Annotated in this window: 17 protein-coding genes; 14 read left to right on the top strand and 3 right to left on the bottom strand. The window is 53.6% G+C overall.

Annotation, left to right across the window (positions count from 1 at the left end):
- The first annotated feature begins 42 nt into the window (after positions 1-42).
- Positions 43-1,242, top strand: a complete 1,200-nt coding sequence (locus ASE07_RS17470; RefSeq protein WP_057292118.1) for an amidohydrolase family protein — start codon at positions 43-45, stop codon at positions 1,240-1,242.
- A 21-nt stretch (positions 1,243-1,263) separates the two neighbouring features.
- Complete coding sequence (locus ASE07_RS17465) at positions 1,264-2,190, top strand: DMT family transporter (RefSeq protein WP_057292117.1); 927 nt, start codon at positions 1,264-1,266, stop codon at positions 2,188-2,190.
- Positions 2,191-2,323: 133 nt separating this feature from the next.
- Here the strand turns inward: ASE07_RS17465 and ASE07_RS17460 are convergent, their stop codons facing one another.
- On the bottom strand, positions 2,324-3,151 hold the full coding sequence (locus ASE07_RS17460) for a class I SAM-dependent methyltransferase (RefSeq protein ID WP_057292116.1): 828 nt from the start codon (positions 3,149-3,151) through the stop codon (positions 2,324-2,326).
- A gap of 406 nt (positions 3,152-3,557) precedes the next feature.
- Here ASE07_RS17460 and ASE07_RS17455 point away from each other — a divergent pair, with 406 nt between their 5' ends.
- Positions 3,558-3,728: a CsbD family protein gene (locus ASE07_RS17455; RefSeq protein ID WP_057292115.1), complete on the top strand. Its 171-nt coding sequence runs from the start codon at positions 3,558-3,560 to the stop codon at positions 3,726-3,728.
- 37 nt (positions 3,729-3,765) lie between these two features.
- Here ASE07_RS17455 and ASE07_RS28900 read toward each other — a convergent pair whose 3' ends face one another.
- Positions 3,766-3,948 (bottom strand): hypothetical protein, encoded by a 183-nt coding sequence (locus tag ASE07_RS28900; protein ID WP_156396723.1) that lies wholly within the window; start codon positions 3,946-3,948, stop codon positions 3,766-3,768.
- A gap of 234 nt (positions 3,949-4,182) precedes the next feature.
- On the opposite strand from ASE07_RS28900, the gene ASE07_RS17450 reads away from it, so the two are divergent.
- Positions 4,183-4,434 carry a hypothetical protein gene (locus ASE07_RS17450; RefSeq protein ID WP_057292114.1) on the top strand — a complete coding sequence of 84 codons (252 nt, stop codon included), beginning with the start codon at positions 4,183-4,185 and terminating at the stop codon, positions 4,432-4,434.
- 479 nt (positions 4,435-4,913) lie between these two features.
- On the opposite strand, the gene ASE07_RS17440 is transcribed toward ASE07_RS17450, so the two are convergent.
- A complete protein-coding gene (locus ASE07_RS17440; protein ID WP_235548511.1) occupies positions 4,914-5,312 on the bottom strand; it encodes a VanZ family protein in 399 nt (132 codons plus the stop codon).
- Positions 5,313-5,813: 501 nt separating this feature from the next.
- Here ASE07_RS17440 and ASE07_RS17435 point away from each other — a divergent pair.
- From ASE07_RS17435 to ASE07_RS17385, 10 genes are all read left to right on the top strand, one after another.
- Positions 5,814-8,009, top strand: a complete 2,196-nt coding sequence (locus ASE07_RS17435; RefSeq protein ID WP_057292111.1) for a polysaccharide biosynthesis tyrosine autokinase — start codon at positions 5,814-5,816, stop codon at positions 8,007-8,009.
- A gap of 1,007 nt (positions 8,010-9,016) precedes the next feature.
- Complete coding sequence (locus ASE07_RS17425; RefSeq protein ID WP_082584231.1) at positions 9,017-10,174, top strand: MraY family glycosyltransferase; 1,158 nt, start codon at positions 9,017-9,019, stop codon at positions 10,172-10,174.
- A gap of 52 nt (positions 10,175-10,226) precedes the next feature.
- Complete coding sequence (tviB, locus tag ASE07_RS17420; protein ID WP_057292108.1) at positions 10,227-11,504, top strand: Vi polysaccharide biosynthesis UDP-N-acetylglucosamine C-6 dehydrogenase TviB; 1,278 nt, start codon at positions 10,227-10,229, stop codon at positions 11,502-11,504.
- Between the two features lie 10 nt (positions 11,505-11,514).
- The gene (locus ASE07_RS17415) at positions 11,515-12,579 is read left to right on the top strand and encodes an SDR family oxidoreductase (RefSeq protein WP_057292107.1); all 1,065 of its coding nucleotides are present in this window, start codon (positions 11,515-11,517) and stop codon (positions 12,577-12,579) included.
- A 66-nt stretch (positions 12,580-12,645) separates the two neighbouring features.
- Entirely contained in the window at positions 12,646-13,797 is a 1,152-nt protein-coding gene (locus tag ASE07_RS17410; protein ID WP_057292106.1) for a DegT/DnrJ/EryC1/StrS family aminotransferase, read from the top strand.
- Complete coding sequence (locus ASE07_RS17405; RefSeq protein ID WP_057292105.1) at positions 13,794-14,531, top strand: WbqC family protein; 738 nt, start codon at positions 13,794-13,796, stop codon at positions 14,529-14,531. The genes ASE07_RS17410 and ASE07_RS17405 overlap by 4 nt, the downstream gene beginning before the upstream one ends.
- Entirely contained in the window at positions 14,528-14,998 is a 471-nt protein-coding gene (locus tag ASE07_RS17400) for a GNAT family N-acetyltransferase (RefSeq protein WP_057292104.1), read from the top strand. Before ASE07_RS17405 ends, ASE07_RS17400 begins: the two co-directional genes overlap by 4 nt.
- Positions 14,999-15,003: 5 nt before the next feature.
- The gene (locus ASE07_RS17395; protein ID WP_235548510.1) at positions 15,004-16,518 is read left to right on the top strand and encodes an oligosaccharide flippase family protein; all 1,515 of its coding nucleotides are present in this window, start codon (positions 15,004-15,006) and stop codon (positions 16,516-16,518) included.
- Between the two features lie 4 nt (positions 16,519-16,522).
- Positions 16,523-17,491, top strand: a complete 969-nt coding sequence (locus tag ASE07_RS17390; RefSeq protein WP_082584230.1) for a glycosyltransferase family 2 protein — start codon at positions 16,523-16,525, stop codon at positions 17,489-17,491.
- Entirely contained in the window at positions 17,488-18,486 is a 999-nt protein-coding gene (locus ASE07_RS17385; protein WP_156396719.1) for an EpsG family protein, read from the top strand. The genes ASE07_RS17390 and ASE07_RS17385 overlap by 4 nt, the downstream gene beginning before the upstream one ends.
- The last annotated feature ends 3 nt before the right edge of the window (positions 18,487-18,489 follow it).

Raw genomic sequence — 18,489 nt, 5'->3', positions numbered from 1 at the left:
CGCTTGCGGCGGGTAGCGTTTAACTGAAACAGGAGGCAGGACATGGCAGATGCAGGTAGCGCACAGACATCCGGAAAAGTCGTCATCAGGAACATTGGACTATTACTCTCGGGTGACATCGATAACCCGGTGCTGTCGGCCGATACGATCGTGGTCAACGACGGTTTGATTACCGCCGTCGGATCCGCTTCCGATTGCGATACTGACCAGGCCGACGTGGTCATTGACGCACGCAAGACCTGCGTCGCGCCCGGCCTGATTGACAGTCACGTTCATCCGGTATTTGGTGACTGGACGCCACGACAGGGCCAGCTCGGCTGGATCGATTCCACGATGAATGGCGGCGTCACCACCATGATCTCAGCCGGTGAAGTGCATCTTCCTGGCCGGCCGAAAGATATCGTCGGCCTCAAGGCGCTCGCGATTACCGCGCAGCGCGCCTTTGATAATTTCCGCCCGGGTGGCGTCAAAGTCCTCGCCGGCGCGCCCGTCATCGAAAAAGGGATGACGGAACAGGACTTCAAGGAGTTGGCCGAGGCCGGGGTTTCACTGCTGGGCGAAGTCGGTCTCGGATCGGTGAAGGCTGGCGAAGAAGCGCAAAAGATGGTGGCCTGGGCGCGCAAGTACGGTATCCAGAGCACTATCCATACCGGCGGCCCGTCGATTCCCGGCTCCGGGCTGATCGACAAGGATGTCGTCCTCGAAGCCGACGCCGACGTGATCGGCCACATCAATGGCGGACACACGGCATTGCCGGAAGCCCACGTCTGCGAGCTTTGCGAAAAGTCGCGCCGCGCCATCGAGATTGTCCACAACGGCAATGAGCGTGTGGCAATTGCGGCCGCCCAGACGGCGATGCAGCTCAAGTGTCCGCATCGCGTCATCCTTGGCACGGACGGTCCGGCAGGCTCCGGCGTACAACCCCTGGGAATTCTGCGTATGGTTGCGCTGCTGTCCAGTATCGCCCGCATTCCCGCAGAGCTTGTGTTCTGCTTCGCAACCGGTAACACCGCACGGATACGCAAGCTTAACTGTGGCCTCATTGAAGTGGGTCGGGCAGCGGATTTCGTGTTCATGGACAAGGCGCAGCATTCGGCGGGAAGGGATCTGCTCGACAGCGTGCAACTCGGCGATATCCCGGGCGTCGGTATGGTGATGATCGATGGCATCGTGCGTTGCGGACGTAGCCGCAATACGCCGCCTGCCACGGAAATCCCTGTGATCGTGGGCGCAACGCATTAAGTTGCAATGCGTTCTAATTTGATGGCCAGTTCACTTGTGCAACGCTTCGATGCACTGACGCCTTCGACCAAGGGCATGTGGCTGGGCTTGTGCGCGATGGCCTTGTTCGGGCTGACTTTGCCGATGACCCGACTTGCAATCGGATCAAATGCGGCACCTCAGCTGTCTCCATGGTTTGTGACCTTTGGGCGTGCGGTTGTCGCCGCGATTCTGTCGATTGCGCTACTTATCTTTACGCGTTCTCCATGGCCGGACCGAAAGCAGTGGCGGGCACTAATTATCGCTGCGCTGGGAAACGCGATCGGTTATCCCCTGCTGCTTGCATTCGCATTGCGCAGCGTTACCGCAAGCCATGCAGCCGTGATAACCGCTTTGCTGCCGCTTGTTACGGCGGTAGCCGCCGCATGGACCTTGCGTCAACGGGTCGGCGTTGGCTTCTGGCTCTGTGCATGTGCTGGTACTGCCCTGGTGGTTGTGTACTCACTGCTTCGTTCTTCAAGTTCCGGCAGCGGCTTCCAGCTCGACATGGCCGACCTGCTTCTGGTGGCAGCAGTAGTGGCTGCATCAATCGGCTATGTTCAGGGCGCACTGGTGACTCCTGCATTGGGCGCGGAGCGCGTGATCTGCTGGGTGACTGTTATTTCTCTCCCTGTCACGCTTCCCGGAGCTTTGCTGACCTGGCCAGCCACGTCCGTCACAGGCACTGCCTGGCTAGGTTTTGCGTACGTCGGTCTATTCTCAATGTGGGTTGCATTCTTTGCCTGGTACCGTGCGCTCGCGCTTGGTGGGTCGGTGCGCGTCAGCCAGGTCCAATTACTGCAGCCTTTCTTTGCAATGGCTTTCTCAGTGCCATTGCTAGGCGAGAAACTCGATCCGCTTACCATGGGCTTTGGCGCAGCGGTGGTGTTTAGCGTTTATCTCGGAAAGAGGCTCGGCTCACGGCCGTGAACCTGTGCGATTTTGCGTTTACGACACAGACAGGAATTGCACTTCGCAAGCCCGAACGATGCCGGGCCACGGGCCGCAGCCGGATTGATTGCCTGAAAGCGCCTGTCCCTGTATTCACCAGGAACCGGTACGTTTACCCACGGACTGCAATAACCTCCAGATATTCTGCATCGACCTTGGTTGTTCCATCCGTTGCGCGATTATTTGCTTCCCAAAGCTCTTCCAGATCACGCCGCAACGCCTCCTGTTCAGTAGTGCCCAGCGCCGCCTTGGCGCGTAGTGTCGGCCCATAAAAGCTGAAGAAAAATTCCACAACCTCGGCAGGAGGAAATGGATAGTGCATGGGATACATGCGTCGCGCCGTTTTCATGCTCGAACTGCCATTCCGCAAACGTTCGCGCACGATGGCGTCGTCGCCCCATTGCAAAGGCGACGGCATGATGGGCGGGGGTGGAACATGCTTGCCAATGATCTTAAACATTTGTCCTACGTGCCCCTCGGGTGTCCAGTTGGCCATCGCCACCCGACCGCCCGGACGGCAGACACGTATCAACTCGGCGGCCACATGCGTAGGGCGTGGAGCAAACATGGCGCCGATCAAGCTGACTACCAGGTCGAAAGAGGCATCCGGATACGGCAGCATTTCGGCATCTCCCTCATCAAAGCGTGCATTGACGTTTTCCGCCTTGGCGCGCGCCCTTGCCTGCTCCACAAGATTCGTCGCAAGGTCAATGCCTGTGACCTTCACTCCGGCACGGGCAGCTGGAATGGCAATCTGGCCTGCACCGCACGCAACATCAAGCATGCGCGTTTCAGGGGCTACTTCAAGCCGCTGGTAAAACTCAAGGGCGCCAGGCTCAAGGTATTTGGCGAAATGTCCGTAGTCGCCCGACATCCATGTTGCCTTCAGGCGTGTCTTCAGTGCTTCCATATCGGGTGTCATCCCGGCTGTATCGGCCATGATTTTTTCTCCTTGATGGGAAGGAACTCGTGTTGGACTAGAGCGTAAATGGATAGGCGCGTTGGCGAAGGCGTTAAGGAGGTTTGCAGAATAATCTGATTGCTCACGGCCCTATGCGTATTCATGCCACGCGCTTCAGTGTTGGCGTGTGGCCAGTGCATGTCAATGTTCACCGTCTGCGTTTTTTGGGTGCCGGTTGAGCGTGCGCAAACAAGGCGTGTTTTGCGTGTTCTTCCATAAATGCTTTCAGAACCTGAGTTTGAACACGCAGTAATTGCACAGTAATGATTGCTTGGGAACAGGTGCTTCTCGTTCCACCGGATACCCAGCCGCCTGATGAAACTTTCTCAAACCGAACGGCTCTTATTGTTAACTGAATCATTGTTGACAACGGAAAGGACACATCATGAACCAGGATCAAGTCAAAGGCAGCGTCAAGGACGCCGCAGGCAAGGTGCAGCAGAAAGCCGGTGAAATGATGCACAATGAAAAGCAGCAGGAAAAGGGTATTGAAAAGCAGGCCGAAGGTCAGGTGCAAAAAACAGTCGGCAATGTGAAAGACACTTTTAATAAATAAATCCTGTAAAGCTTAACAAGCCAGTCAAGCTGGCTTGTTAAGCTTCATCAATGCTCTCTGACACCGATAATAAGTACTCGTCGCCACAAAGTGGAATTGGCGGCAAGTATTCTTGAACGGACTTTCCTGCCGGAATATTCACCCGAATATCCAGGTGACGTGTTAAGCCACATCCTCTAAGCGCTGTACACCCATCGTTATCACCATCGTTATTTTTCATCTATTTTTTCCACAGTAGTCGTCTACCGGAAGCACACCGCACGGGTCATCCGGCTGAATGCGCCACTCTTAGCCGGCAACTTAGCCGTGACATAAGGTAGCCTTCAAACGTAATCTATTTTTTGAGAAAACTTCCGATACAAGACCGCATATTGACTTGCATCCATACTGCACTGCGACTTGTTCGCGGCTGTCAGAAGCTTATACTGTGCTCATTGTAGTTACGGAGGTAGACGTGGATAAGTACCGGATTCTTGAACGCATGATGAGGGACCGGGACGACGCAGTCGATACCGATCTCTATTGCATTGCTGCATTACTTGCGGAGCGGCTTGAAGAGATCTCTTCCAAACTTGGTCCATCCGAACTTGAGCGCTTTATAGAAATCGGCGCAGCGATATGCCGTTATGGTTATCGCGAGTTTGGTATTGGCGCCCCAGTCGATGATTTGTTTCCCCAGAGCGAAATCTGGGGAAATTTGCGTTGATTTTTATTGCCCCGCAGGACGGTTTAAACAGCTTTGTCTCGCTATGCCAACGGCTACCACGCCGCACAAGAAAAATCTGCACAACGCGTTTTACACCGACCCTGCGCAGGCATATACTGATTCTTGTGCACTGCACTGTAGCGAGGTCAACATGCAAAAATTCGTTTCTCGTTCGTCGCCGCTCAAGGCAATCCCTGTCGGCGATATTTCTTCCAGCACTCCTGCCTTGTTCGATACTGACAAGTCGAATCGTCCTGAAAAGCTAACGCGTGAGGATGTATCTCGATGCATTAACATCTGGGCGAAAATGTATCGTCTCAATGACGACGATACCAGCGCCGCAGAGTTGTGCATGCCCGCCCGGACATGGCTAGGCAGAAGTCCGGACCGGCTTAAACGTTTTGAATAACTGAACGAAGAACCCTCCTCAAGATACAAGACCATTCGTCTTGCAGAAGCCGGGCTTGGCCCGGCTTTCATTATGGCGTCCGAATGCGGCGCCGCTTCGTCTCCAGACATACCCATAGCAGGCTTGACATGAGTATGCCGGCACTCGCGTCGACATACCAGTCCCCTATTGCTCCTCGTCGATACGGAAAAAAAGTTTGGACATACTCGTCCAGCGCCCCCATTAACGCAATCATCACCACGGTAGTGAGGCCCTTTGCCGAATACGCGTTATGGAAACCCGTGAACAAAAGAAATGCGATCACCGAATACGTAATGAAATGAAGAATAAGACCCGAGGCGAATTCACCTATCTCCGCACGGGCTCCAGGGATCGATCCGAAAACCAGTACGGCCAGATAGATAAGCAAAGCGGCGATAAAGCGCAGCCTGTGGTATCGGTCGTCAATCAGTAGTCTGACAAGCGGCATTCGCATTCTTCCTATAACTATAACTATGCAGGGCACGAGCGTACCGCAATAACCCGTCGAAGATATCCGCATTAATCAAAGCATAGGCAAGCAAGCGTTGGCATGCATTCAAGCGCGATGCTTAAGCGCAGAAAATATTCCAAGAGGAAATTAACGTCAGTGCAGAGAGCGTATCTTTCAAGATCCAGACAATTAGGTCTCTCAAAGATCGCCCGGGCAGAAGGAGACAAGCCATCCCAACTTAATTAATGCTCAGCGCCGCAAAGCGGACACCAAATCATCGAATTTTTATCGTGTTAGTGCAGTGTCGCGGTCACCAATTCATTAGTGATCTAAAAATCTGTGCGCAAAAGCTCGATAAATCGAATTTCTATCGAAATTCCGTACTTATTCTTTAGGAAAGTGAATAGTACATTAAAGCTACCTGTGACGCAGTCTGTATAACGTGGCACGGGAAAGCGTCCGTCAAGATCATTTTGTTTTCTTATTTCAGTGAAGCCCATGAATCAAGCTACCCTGCAACTTACCTCTTCGAGTCCGAAAGAAAAGGAAACACTGGACGTCGCAAAATACTTATCCGTCCTCTATGACAGCCGCTGGCTTATCATTGCCTGCACATGTCTCGCCATTATCGCAGGACTTGTTTACACGATTTCAGCTACGCCAATCTATCGAGCCAATATCCTGATCAAGGTCGATCCTGGGACCGGTCGTGCCAAGAACGTTCTCGGCGATCTCGCCAGTCCGTCGGACATGAACTTCGATATTAAATCAGCCGTCGCCGCTGAGATGGAGGTATTGAGATCCAGAGCAGTCGTATCGAAGGCGGTGGATGCCGGCAAGTTTTATATCGATGTGCGTCCAAAATATTTGCCGGTTTTTGGCAGATGGCTCGCGAAGCGAAACAAGGGGCTTTCCGAGCCCGGGTTACTCGGATACGGCGGCTATGTATGGGGAAAAGAAGAGGCAACCGTTTCACAGTTTGACGTCCCGGAGGAACTGGAAGGTCACGCATTTACGCTAAAGGCGCTTGCGGATGGCAAGTATGAACTTACGTCACCCGACCACGGCGTCATTGGAAGTGGACGAGTCGGCGTATCTCAGCGCTTTCCTTTCGGCGACAAATCGATTGTTCTGATGGTAGACCAGCTCAACGCCAGGCCTGAAGCCGAGTTCACTGCCATACGCTATACCAGGGCCGATACTATAGAGCGGCTGCAGGAAGGATTAAAGATTTCTGAAAAAGGAAAGCAATCAGGCATTATTGAAGCCACCCTGGACGGGCCCAACCCGCACCTTACCATGCGGATTCTTGATGGTGTCAGCCGCGAATATGTCCGTCAGAACGTGTACCAGAAATCAGAAGAAGCCGAGAAGATGCTTGCCTTCCTCAATACCCAGCTGCCTCAACTTAAGCAGGACTTGGAACAATCAGAATCCAAGTACAACAGCCTGCGTAACAGCCGAGGCACGGTCGATCTGGGAGAAGAGGCAAAGTCCATGCTGCAGCAATCCGTCTATACCCAAACCAAGATGGTTGAATTGCGTCAGCGCAAGGAAGAACTGCTCAACAGATTTGAAGAAACGCACCCTGCCGTTGAAACAATCAATCAGCAGATGCGCGAACTGAAGCGCGATCTGGCCACGGTCGACGCACGCATCAAGCGCCTGCCCGAGGTAGAGCAGAACGTAGTTCGTCTTAACCGGGACGTCCGGATCAATACAGAACTTTATACCTCACTGCTCAGCACCGCACAACAATTGCGCGTCGCATCGGAAAGCAAAGTCGGTACTGCTCGTCTTCTCGATTCGGCAGTTGTTCCACATAAGCCAGTGAAACCGAAGGGAGCACTTATTCTTGGCGCTGCGGGGATAGGCGGAATCCTGCTTGGTATTCTTGCCGCAATCGGCAGGAAGACCCTCTATCGTCAAATCGATGCGCCGCAGGATATAGAACAGCTGTTAGGCATGCCCGTTGCTGCCAATATTCCACATAGTATGGTTTCACCGAAACTGATTGGAAGGTCCAACTCCAGGCCTCCGATCCTTCCGTTGAACGATGCGGCCAACGATACCGCCGAAAGCCTTCGCCGCTTCCGTAACTTCCTGCAGCATTCCATGGTGAACGCCAAGTCCAACATCATCATGATCACGGGAGCAACGTCCGGCGTTGGCAAATCCTTCGTCTCTGCCAACTTTGCCGTAGTGCTGGCGTCGATCGGCAAAAAGGTGCTCGTGGTCGATTCCGACCTGAGATCCGGACATCTGCATCATTATTTTGGTGTTCGACGGGAAGGTGGCCTGGCCGATGTCGTTACCGGCAAAACCATGCTGAATCATGCGATCCATCATGACGTGGCAGAGAACGTCGACTTCATCGCCAACGGCAGCCCGACCGACAAGCCGGCTGAACTTCTCGCTAACGAAAACTATGGCAAGCTGCTTCAACTCCTGTCCACACGTTACGATTATGTCTTGATTGATACGGCACCGATACTTGAGGTATCGGATGCCTTATCGGTTGCGCCACATGCCGGCGCCATCTACAACATCGTCAGGGGAGGAAAGAGCACTGCGCATGAAGTCGAAGAGGCAACAAAATATCTCAATCAAGCCGGGCATACGGTGACGGGATTGGTCCTGAATGATTCGAAAGCACGGCATAGCCGCTACGGATATGGTGGTGCCTATGCATGATCAAACCCGATAAGCAACATTGATTCGATTGGTTCGAAAGGAATCCCTACTGATGTACCAGGCAATTATGGACGTCAGAAGGGAGTCCTGCATTGAGCGTCGTACTGCCTCCTCATCTACACCTTCATCACTTTCATGCAGTTTTCGGGTATGCGTCGATTTTTCGCAACGCTTTTCGCCTACCCATATCCGGGTCGATTGCTCTTTCCGCTACCGCTGACAAAAGGTTAAACGCGCGCCCTCGATCTAACGTCGTACATGCTTTCTTAAAGCCTCTGTCAAAATGAAAAAAATGACAATGGCAAGGAGATCTCGGCGGCCCCAAGCGGCATCACAAGCGGCATTTTGACAGGCGCTATTAAAAGCGCATTTAGGGCCTGCGCACCTTGCCGTAATCGATTTTTCCGCATTTCGGTTTTGATGGCACTTTCCTGATCTGTTCGCACTGCATCAGGGTTCATTTTTCAGTCTGTTGGAACTACTACCGCTCATGCCTTTAGCGAGAAGCTTGGCAAGGACAATCGAACGTTCTATCAAGATGCGCGATGTGTATCGACACCAGCCTCCAAAATCGATCTAACTTTTCTGTCATGCGCGCATAGGATTAACGTCTCCGTCCCTCCAAGGCGCATCCGCGTCAATGATAAATATCATCCCGTCACCAGGTTCGATTCATCGATTAAAAAAAGTGATGAATTAATGCATAGAACATATCGATCAAGCGAAATTTCATACTTATTTTTTTGTTCATTAACTCTTAGAGTGTCTTGGAGCGGAGACAAAGCCGCGACGCCGGGAAGTCGCTTATGCATTGGTAGAAAAATAGGTATGAACTTGCTTGGCGGGCCATTCATGTATCGGCCTGTAGCGACGCTTATTGACCTATATGACTGGGCAGGAGAAAACACTGCTCAAGACCGTTTGTGTGGGCGCTTCACGTGCTAATGAGTAAAGGGCTGTCACTGCGCCATCTCTTTACTATCCCGTGAACTGATCGAGGTGCAAACATGATGTCTTCAACTGGTGTGCTAAGCGCCGGAGTAGTTGCTGCCTGCGTGAGTTTCTTCCTAAGCATACTGATCGTTCTCACGCAGAAACTGCATGGACGTCTTTCGCTAGATGTAGACCTGAGTGGTGCACAGAAATTTCATAAGACGCCGGTGCCCCGGATTGGCGGCATGGCCCTCTCCATTGCCTTGCTGGCTGCCCTGCTGTATCAAGCGCTCGATTATCCGAAGCCACCTTCCGAAGGAGGCACGGGCAAGATTCTGCTGCTGCTGCTTGCTGGTGTCCCCGCATTCATAACCGGGTTGATCGAGGACATAACCAAACGCACATCCGTCAAATCGCGCCTGGCGGCCACCTTTGCCAGCGCGCTCCTGGCAAGCTGGCTCGTTGATGCATCGCTGCCGCGGGTGGACGTCAGTGCAATCGACTACGTATTCGCAACACTGCCTTTCGTAGCAGTTGCCTTTACCGCGTTCGCGGTCGCCGGCGTAGCCAATTCCATTAATATCATCGACGGTTTCCACGGCCTCGCCGCGACAACTGTGGTGATTATCCTTGGTGGTCTGGGAATGCTTTCCTGGTCTGCGGGAGATTATTTCGTCCTGAAGATCATTGCGGTTGGTATAGGCGCGACGCTCGGTTTCTTTCTGATTAATTTCCCGACCGGCCGCCTGTTCATGGGTGATGGCGGTGCCTATCTTCTCGGCTTCTGGGTCGCCGAAGTCGCCGTGCTCCTCATTGTCCGCAATCCGTCGATCAACGCATGGCAAGTACTGGCGATCTGTTCCTACCCGATCATCGAAGTGCTGTACAGCATGTACCGGAAAAAGGTGATCCGCAAGATGAGCCCCGGACTTCCCGATCGCCTGCATTTGCACATGCTGATCTATCGCCGCCTGGTATGGCGCTTCATTCCTCGTAACGACAGCAAGCCTTGGGTTCGCAACGCAGCTGTCTCATGTGTGACTGCCGTCTGGATCGGCGGAATGACAGTCATTGCCGTGATCTTCGGTTCAGATGCACCGGCCCTGGTCGTTCTTGCCAATGTCGCTATCTATATCACTGTATATACCCGCCTCGTGCGCGGACGCTGGCGTCTGAATCCCGTTCTTGCTCTTGGAATTCGTCCCGACTCAGCCGTCAAGGAAGCACGATAAAGAACTCGCGCGGATTTCTTAACCGATTACTACCTACATTAAAACCTCGATCATGAAAGTCTCCATCAATACCAGCATCGCGGTAATCGGCCTCGGTTATGTCGGCCTTCCATTGGCTGTTGCTTTCGGCAGAAAATTTCCGACCTTGGGTTTCGATATCAATAGAAAACGTGTGCAGGAACTGCGTGATGGTATCGACTACACCCGCGAAGTGGATCGGGAAGAATTGACGGCTGCGGAGCGCCTCAGCTTTTCCACCAGTCTGGATGACCTGCGGCGTGCAACGTTTTACATCGTCGCTGTACCTACCCCGGTCGACCGGCATAAGAAACCGGACCTGAGTCCCCTGCGCGGTGCATCCGAAACTGTCGGCATGGTCCTTAAGAAGGGGGACATCGTCGTCTATGAATCGACCGTTTATCCTGGTGCGACCGAAGAGTATTGCGTGCCCTTGCTCGAAAAAACTTCAGGACTGAAATTCAATGAGGATTTTTTTGTAGGCTACAGTCCTGAACGCATCAATCCGGGCGACAAACTACACCGTTTGTCCTCTATTACCAAGGTCACTTCCGGCTCGACACCGGAATCAGCCGAGTTTATCGACAGCGTGTACGGATCGATTATCGAAGCCGGCACACACCGTGCCGCATCGATCAAGGTAGCGGAAGCGGCAAAGGTGATCGAAAACACGCAGCGCGACCTGAACATTGCGCTGATGAACGAGCTGTGCATCATCTTCCGCAAGCTGGGTATCGATACGGAAGACGTCTTGATGGCTGCCGGCACGAAATGGAACTTTCTGCCATTTCGCCCAGGCCTCGTCGGCGGCCATTGCATCGGGGTCGACCCTTACTACCTGACGCACAAGGCGGAAGAAATCGGCTATCACCCGCAAGTCATTCTGGCCGGACGAAGAATCAACGACAACATGGGCGGATATGTGGTTGGTCAGCTGATCAAGAAAATGATCAAAAGCCATGTGCCGATCGAGAATGCACGGGTGCTGATCATGGGCCTGGCATTTAAGGAAAACTGCCCGGATCTGCGTAATACCAAGGTTGTCGACAGCATTAATGCCTTAAAGGATTACAACATCCAGGTGGATGTCTACGACCCCTGGGCGGACCCGGCAAGCGCCGAACACGAATACGGGATTACCCCGATTCAATATCCCGAAACCGGGGCATATGACGCCATCGTGCTGGCGGTCGCGCATCGTGAATTCCAGCAGATGGGCACGACGACCTTGCGCAGCTTTGGCAAGGAAAGACATGTGTTGTTCGATCTGAAATACGTCCTGCCAAAGGCGGACGCCGATCTCCGTCTTTAATCATTATGCCATGGCGAACCACGTGAACCCTCCGAACACATCGCTGATTTCTCTTGTTAGGCAAGATCTGAAAGTGCGCCCGCGGAAGTGGCTTGTGACGGGCTGTGCCGGATTTATCGGATCCAACTTGCTGGAAGCTTTGCTGAGACTCAACCAGACCGTCGTCGGCCTGGACAACTTTGCGACGGGGCACCAGCACAACCTCGATGAGGTACATGAGGCGGTTGGCAGCGAGCGGTTCTCACGATTTCAGCTTGTCCGCGCAGACATCCGTGACATCAACGCCTGTCGGGAAGCGGTTCATGGCGTCGAACATGTGCTCCACCAGGCAGCACTGGGGTCGGTACCCCGTTCGGTGGAAGATCCGATCACGGTAAATGCCGTGAATGTCGGCGGTTTCCTGAACATGCTGGTCGCTGCGCGCGACGCCGGAGTTGCCTCTTTCGTGTACGCGGCATCCAGTTCCACCTATGGCGATCATCCTGGCCTGCCAAAAATCGAGAGCAGGATCGGACGGCCCTTGTCGCCCTATGCCGTCACCAAGTATGTCGATGAACTTTATGCCGATGTGTTTGCGCGATGCTATGGATTTAGGACGATCGGGCTTCGCTATTTCAATGTTTTTGGCAAACGCCAGGATCCCGATGGCGCATATGCCGCGGTTATTCCTAAATGGATTGCCTCGATGATCCGGGGCGACACGGTGACCATCAATGGTGATGGCACCACCAGCCGCGACTTCTGCTACATCGATAACGCGGTGCAGGCCAATCTGCTGGCCGCCACCGTGTCCGATGACAAGAAAAACGAGGTCTACAACGTAGCGGTCGGCGGGTCGACCACGTTGAACCAGCTTTTCGATCACTTGAAGGACATTCTCGCCGCGCACCGCGTGGCAACTAAGCGCGGACCCATTCACATCGATTTTCGCAAAGGCGACGTCATGCACTCGCAAGCTGACATTGGAAAAGCAATTACGGCGCTTGGATATACGCCAACCCATGATTTGCGCAAAGGATTGGAAGCAGCTATGCCGTGGTATCTGCAGAAGGCACAGAGGAATCCCGCGGCTTAGGGCGTACTGCAATTATCAGTGACGATTAAACCGAGTACCGAACACCATAAAAGCAAAGAGGAATTCATGAATAAGCGCGATCCACTGTATTCCCTGCGTGCGCGGGCGGCGTCACCCACTTACGTTACCCAGCCTTATCTACCGCCGCTCGCCGAATTCATTCCCTATCTCGAAGAGATTTGGGAAAGCAAGGTTCTCACCAATGGCGGATCGTTTCATCAGCAGCTTGAAAAGGCGCTCTGCGAGTACCTTGACGTCGACCATATCGCTCTGTTTGCTAACGGAACGCTGGCATTGGTGACCGCCTTGCAGTCGCTACGTATAACAGGCGAAGTCATCACGACGCCGTATTCTTTTGTGGCAACCGCGCACTCTCTGCTGTGGAACGGGATAAAACCGGTATTTGTCGACATCGACCCGAAGACCCTCAACCTGGACCCGGAACGTATCGAAGCCGCCATCACGCCGCAGACGACCGCCATCATGCCGGTGCATTGTTATGGCCATCCCTGCGATGTGGATGCGATCCAGCGCATTGCCGACAACTATAACCTCAGGGTTATTTACGATGCCGCGCATGCCTTCGGTGTACGTAACGAAAACGGCAGCGTGTTGCGCTGCGGCGACTTGTCGGTTTTAAGCTTCCATGCGACCAAGGTTTTCAATACCTTTGAAGGCGGAGCCATCGTCTGCCCTGACGCCAAGACAAAGCAGCGCATTGACCACCTGAAGAACTTCGGGTTTGTCGATGAGACGACCGTTGTCGCAACGGGCATCAATGGAAAAATGAGTGAAGTCAACGCAGCCTTCGGCATGCTGCAACTGCGATATATCGACGAGGCGCTCACGCGTCGCAAGAGCATTGACCATACCTACCGTGAAATGCTCGCCGGCATTCGAGGCATTGAATGTGTGAAGATGGCAGGCGAGACCACCGCGAACTACTCGTATTTTCCCATTCTGGTGAACGGCGACTTCCCGATCAGTCGGGATGCACTTTACGCAAGCCTGAGAGAATCGCAAATCTATGCTCGCCGTTACTTTTTCCCGCTGATTTCGGAATTCCCAATGTACCGCGGGCTGCCCTCTGCCAGCCCGGCCAACCTGCCGGTCGCTTCTGACGTGGCGCGCCGTGTTTTGTGCCTTCCTATCTATCCCGGGCTTGAAATGGATCAGCTTAATACCATCGTGGCTGTCATTGCGGACTGCGCCAGATGAAGCTCGCAATCATGCAGCCCTATTTCTTCCCCTATCTGGGCTATTACCAGCTCGTCGCCAACGCGGACAAATTTGTCTTCTATGACGATGTCAACTTTATCAAGAGGGGATGGATCAACCGCAACCGCGTTTTACTGAACGGGCGACCACACTATCTGACGGTACCGCTTTCCCACGCGAGCCAGTTTGCGAAGATTAACGAGATCCGCATTCACCAGGATGGAGAATGGGAATTCCGTCTGCTTGAAAGCATACGCTATGCCTATGCAAAGGCACCCTATTTCAGCCCGGTATTGCAGTTGATACGGGAAATAGTGTCGTATGGAGATGAGCGTATCGCGCCGCTCGCTGCACGCAGCGTAATGCTGATTTCCCAGTATCTCGAACTCGATACCAAATTTGTTGAATCTTCTGCCATTTACGGCAATGCCGACCTTGCCGGACCAGCCAGAGTGATCGATATATGCCTGCGCGAGAAGGCAAAAAAGTACTACAACGCACCAGGCGGGCGGGATCTTTACGACGAAGCCAGCTTTTTGAGCCATGGTGTGGAGTTGTGCTTCGTCGAACCCAATCTGGTGGAGTATCAGCAGTTTTCGCCGACCTTTCACCCTGCGCTTTCCATCATCGATGTATTGATGTTCCATGACAGGGAAGAAGTCAGGGAAATGCTCAAACCGGATTTTCGTGCTTATCAACATCCACCTGTACGCAGAGAAGGCTTGATGACATGACTACATCCCTGATCCATCAAATCAAAACGTTCCTGGAAGAGACAGATAATGACTTCACCCCGCCAGGCTCCGCGCGAACGGATCTCGCTGTATATGCTGAAAAGATGGCACGAAATGCCGCCGTCTTCGCGAGCTATGACGCCGGGAAAATGGTCGCGATGACCGCAATCTATTGCAACGATCCGTCATGTCGCATTGCGTACATGACGCTCGCTGCCGCCTTGCCGGAGTATCGTCGGTTACGCTTGGTATCAGGATTGATCCAGACCGCCATCGAGTATCTCCAGCGCCGGCGGTTCAAGATTCTACAACTGCGCATCGACCACGGTAACGACCGTGCGTTTCGGCTGTATCGCAGCCTGGGATTCTGGGTGGTTCAGGAAGAACCTCAAGGCTATCTGATGGAATTGACGATCGCGGCCCAGCCGCCGGTTTCCGATCAGGCTCATTACGCGAGGCACTGTTGATAACGATGGCCATCTCGTTCAGAAACAACGTCGCCGCAAACTATGCCAGTCAGCTCTATGTGACGCTGATCGGCATTGCCGTTCTGCCACAGTATGTCGCCTATATGGGTGCGGAGGCATTTGGCCTGGTCGGCTTCTTTACGATGCTGCAGATGTGGTTCCAGCTACTCGACATGGGCATGACGCCGACTCTCGCACGTGAGACCGCCCGGTTTCGCGGCGGCGCAATCGACGCAAATTCCTTGCGCCGACTCCTGCGTTCGCTTGAAGGAATATTTTGTGCGATAGGCCTTGTCGGCGCCGGCATACTCATCATCAATTCACATACCGTGGCAGGAAGTTGGCTGAATGTACAGAAGCTCCCGCTGGAAGAAGTAGATCATGCCCTCATGCTTATGGCATTGATTGTCGCCTTACGCTGGATAAGCGGTTTGTATCGCGGCGCCATCGGTGCCTTTGAGCGTCAGGTCTGGCTGGGCGGTTTCAATGTAGTCATCGCCAGCATTCGATTTATTCTGGTGATTCCTTTCTTTGTCTATGTAGGCACAAGCCCTACCGAGTTCTTCCTATTTCAGTTCGGCGTTGCCATCGTTGAGCTCGGTGTCCTGGTAATCAAAACGTATCGCCTGCTGCCGCCTTTAAGCGGTAAGGCGGGAATCACATGGGAATGGGCACCAGTGAGGACGGTCCTCGGCTTTGCCGTCAGCGTTGCTCTGACCAACTGGGTCTGGGTCTTGCTGACGCAAACCGACAAGCTGGTGTTGTCCAAATACCTGCCCCTGACCGATTATGGTTATTTCACACTCGGGGTTCTGGTTGCCAGTGCCGTCACGCTGGTAGCTGGACCAATCAGTGTCGCACTGGTGCCCAGGCTGACCCGATTGGTCGCAGCGGGCAACGACTCCGGCGTGGTCGATCTTTATCGTAATGCTACCCAGATGGTGGCTGTGATCGCGGTACCCGCTGCACTGGTGCTCGCGTTATTCTCAGAACAGGTACTGTGGGTATGGACCGGAAATGCCGAACTTTCCCGGCAGGCCGCTCCCGTGCTCCGGCTTTACGCGATCGGTAATTGTGTTCTCGCGATTGGTTCCTTTCCGTATTACCTGCAGGTCGCCAAGGGCGATCTCAAGCTGCATTTGCTCGGCAGCCTGGTCTTCCTGCTGCTCCTGATCCCTGGGCTGCTCTGGGCCACTCTCCGCTATGGTGCAACCGGTGCAGGCTATGCCTGGATCGCCGCCAATACCTTGTACTTTTTCATGTGGGTGCCCCTGGTGCATCGGCGCTTCCTGAGAGGCCTGCATCTGGATTGGATGACAAGGGACGTCGGCGCGATTGCGGTGACCGGGTTGGCCGGCGCGGCGGCGTTGCAATGGTGGATCTCATGGCCGCACTCGCGCATGTCGGTAGCTGCAATCATCATCGTGTCGGGTCTTTTCCTGCTTGCTTTGACAGCGGCGGGTTCTTCATGGGCGCGCGATCTGGTCGGACTGAAAAAACATTCTCAACTTGCGGGATAGGATAATGACTCTAAATAGCAAAACCCCTAAGGTCTCGGTATGTGTAGTGACATACAACCAGGAAAAGTACATTCGCGCGTGTCTGCAAAGTATTGTGGACCAGCAGACCGATTTCGATTTTGAAGTCATTGTCGGTGATGACTGTTCAACGGACAACACCGCATACATCGTCCAGGAATTCGCCGAGAGATATCCTGATATTGTGCGGCCGCTTCATCAGCGGCGTAACGTCGGCCCTACGCAGAACTATCTGCAGGTCCACAATCTCGCACGCGCACCCTATATTGCGCACCTCGACGGCGACGACTACTGCCTTCCCGGAAAACTGACCGCACTGGCGTCCTTTCTGGACGCACATGAGGATTGCAGAATTGTCTGGCATCGCATGCTGATCATCAATGAACGTGGTCAGACCGCCGTGGGGATGCCGGTGACGCCGATAAGCCATTTCATTCCTACGAATAAGCTCAATGCCGCCGATCTTGCCAAATACTATGGCATCACCGGCTGTCATTCAGGCAGCATGTACCGCGCCTCGGCGAGAAAGATTTTTGCGCGCAAGGAAGAGACCCTCGACTATTTCTTTTCATTGTCCTTTGTCCTGGATGGCGGTTATGCCTCTTACATCGAAGAACCTTACGGCGTCTATCGGTTCTTTGCGCATGAGAACACGCTGACCCGATGCAAGGGAAGCGTGATTACCGGCATGGGCACGCTCGATATGATGCAGAGCCTGATTCCGACCAACCCGGAACTGCGCAAGTACTTCGCCGCCCAATGCATCCTTGAACTGATGGTGCGAACGTATCTGCGCTATCCACTCAAATGGGAATATTTCAAGACGTTGCTGGCCTGCCGCAGCATTCCCTCGCCCAAGGATATCGCTTTGATCCTCAAGGTCTTCCTGGCAAACCGCAACACCACGCTGCGTACTGCCTTTGATAACGCCGGATCGGCTGAGGTGCAGGTTTGAATACAATTACACAACATGCCGTCGTAGATCAATCGAGGCGAACCGGCATCTCAGGTTTCGGCGCGAGCATCGCCGCGTTACTGTTCTCACTCGGGATGGTTTCCATTCCCTGGGAAGAAGTCGCCGGCCGACAGTTTGAAGATAAGGAAGTCTATCTCGAACGCTTTCTGGAACTTGAATCGGTCATTGATGAAAAAGAGATCACCAGCCACGTGGATTTCTTTCTCAACGAGGCTTTATGGGACGTTCTAGTCCGGCAAGCTACACATACTTTCGATATGTCCGTGCTTGCGGTGCTTGCGGTCGTTTCCTTCCTTTGTCTTTTCAGCTTTGCGCGTTTTCTGGTGAAACGGCACGGAATGGTGTCCCTGCTGTTCCTGTTCAATCCTCTGGTGATTGACTTTGCGTTTTCCCAGTTGCGGCTGGCCCTGGCGATGGCCATCACGATGCCACTGTTCGAAGCAAAGAACAAAAAGTGGGCAATCATTCCTGTCATTGTCGCCTGCTATATCCATACGGCGACCATTCTCTTTGCGGGCATGTACCTGGCAGGCTGGTTCATTGCGCGACACATGGCCCAAAAACGCATGTCGCCGGCAGTCATCGGCGGTGTGCTCATCGGGATTGGATTTACGGTGGCGTTGTGTATCGGACCATTGCGCGACGCAATTCTTTCCGCCATTGGCGACAGGCGCGCCGAATATGAAATGCGGCCGGCGACGCTGTTGTATGCCTCATTCTGGGTACTGCTGATGATCGTCATTCCGCTGCAGAAGCTGTCCTTCTACGATATCGATGCACATATCCTGGCCGTCGCCGCACTGGCCACGTTTGCGGCGAGCACGGCCTTCGGCATCAACGGCGTGCGTTTCATCGCCGCGACGTATCCGTTTATCGCCTCTGCGATCTTTTGTCTTAACCGGACTGTCAGGCCCGCAATGATATTCGCGTTCATCGGATATATGGCGGTGCAATGGTATTTCTGGCTTCAGTAGGGA

It is taken from the genome of Noviherbaspirillum sp. Root189, from assembly GCF_001428545.1.
GTDB lineage: Bacteria > Pseudomonadota > Gammaproteobacteria > Burkholderiales > Burkholderiaceae_D > Noviherbaspirillum.
The sequence above is the reverse complement of the archived record's forward strand: the minus strand, read 5'-3'. Positions and strand labels throughout refer to the sequence as shown.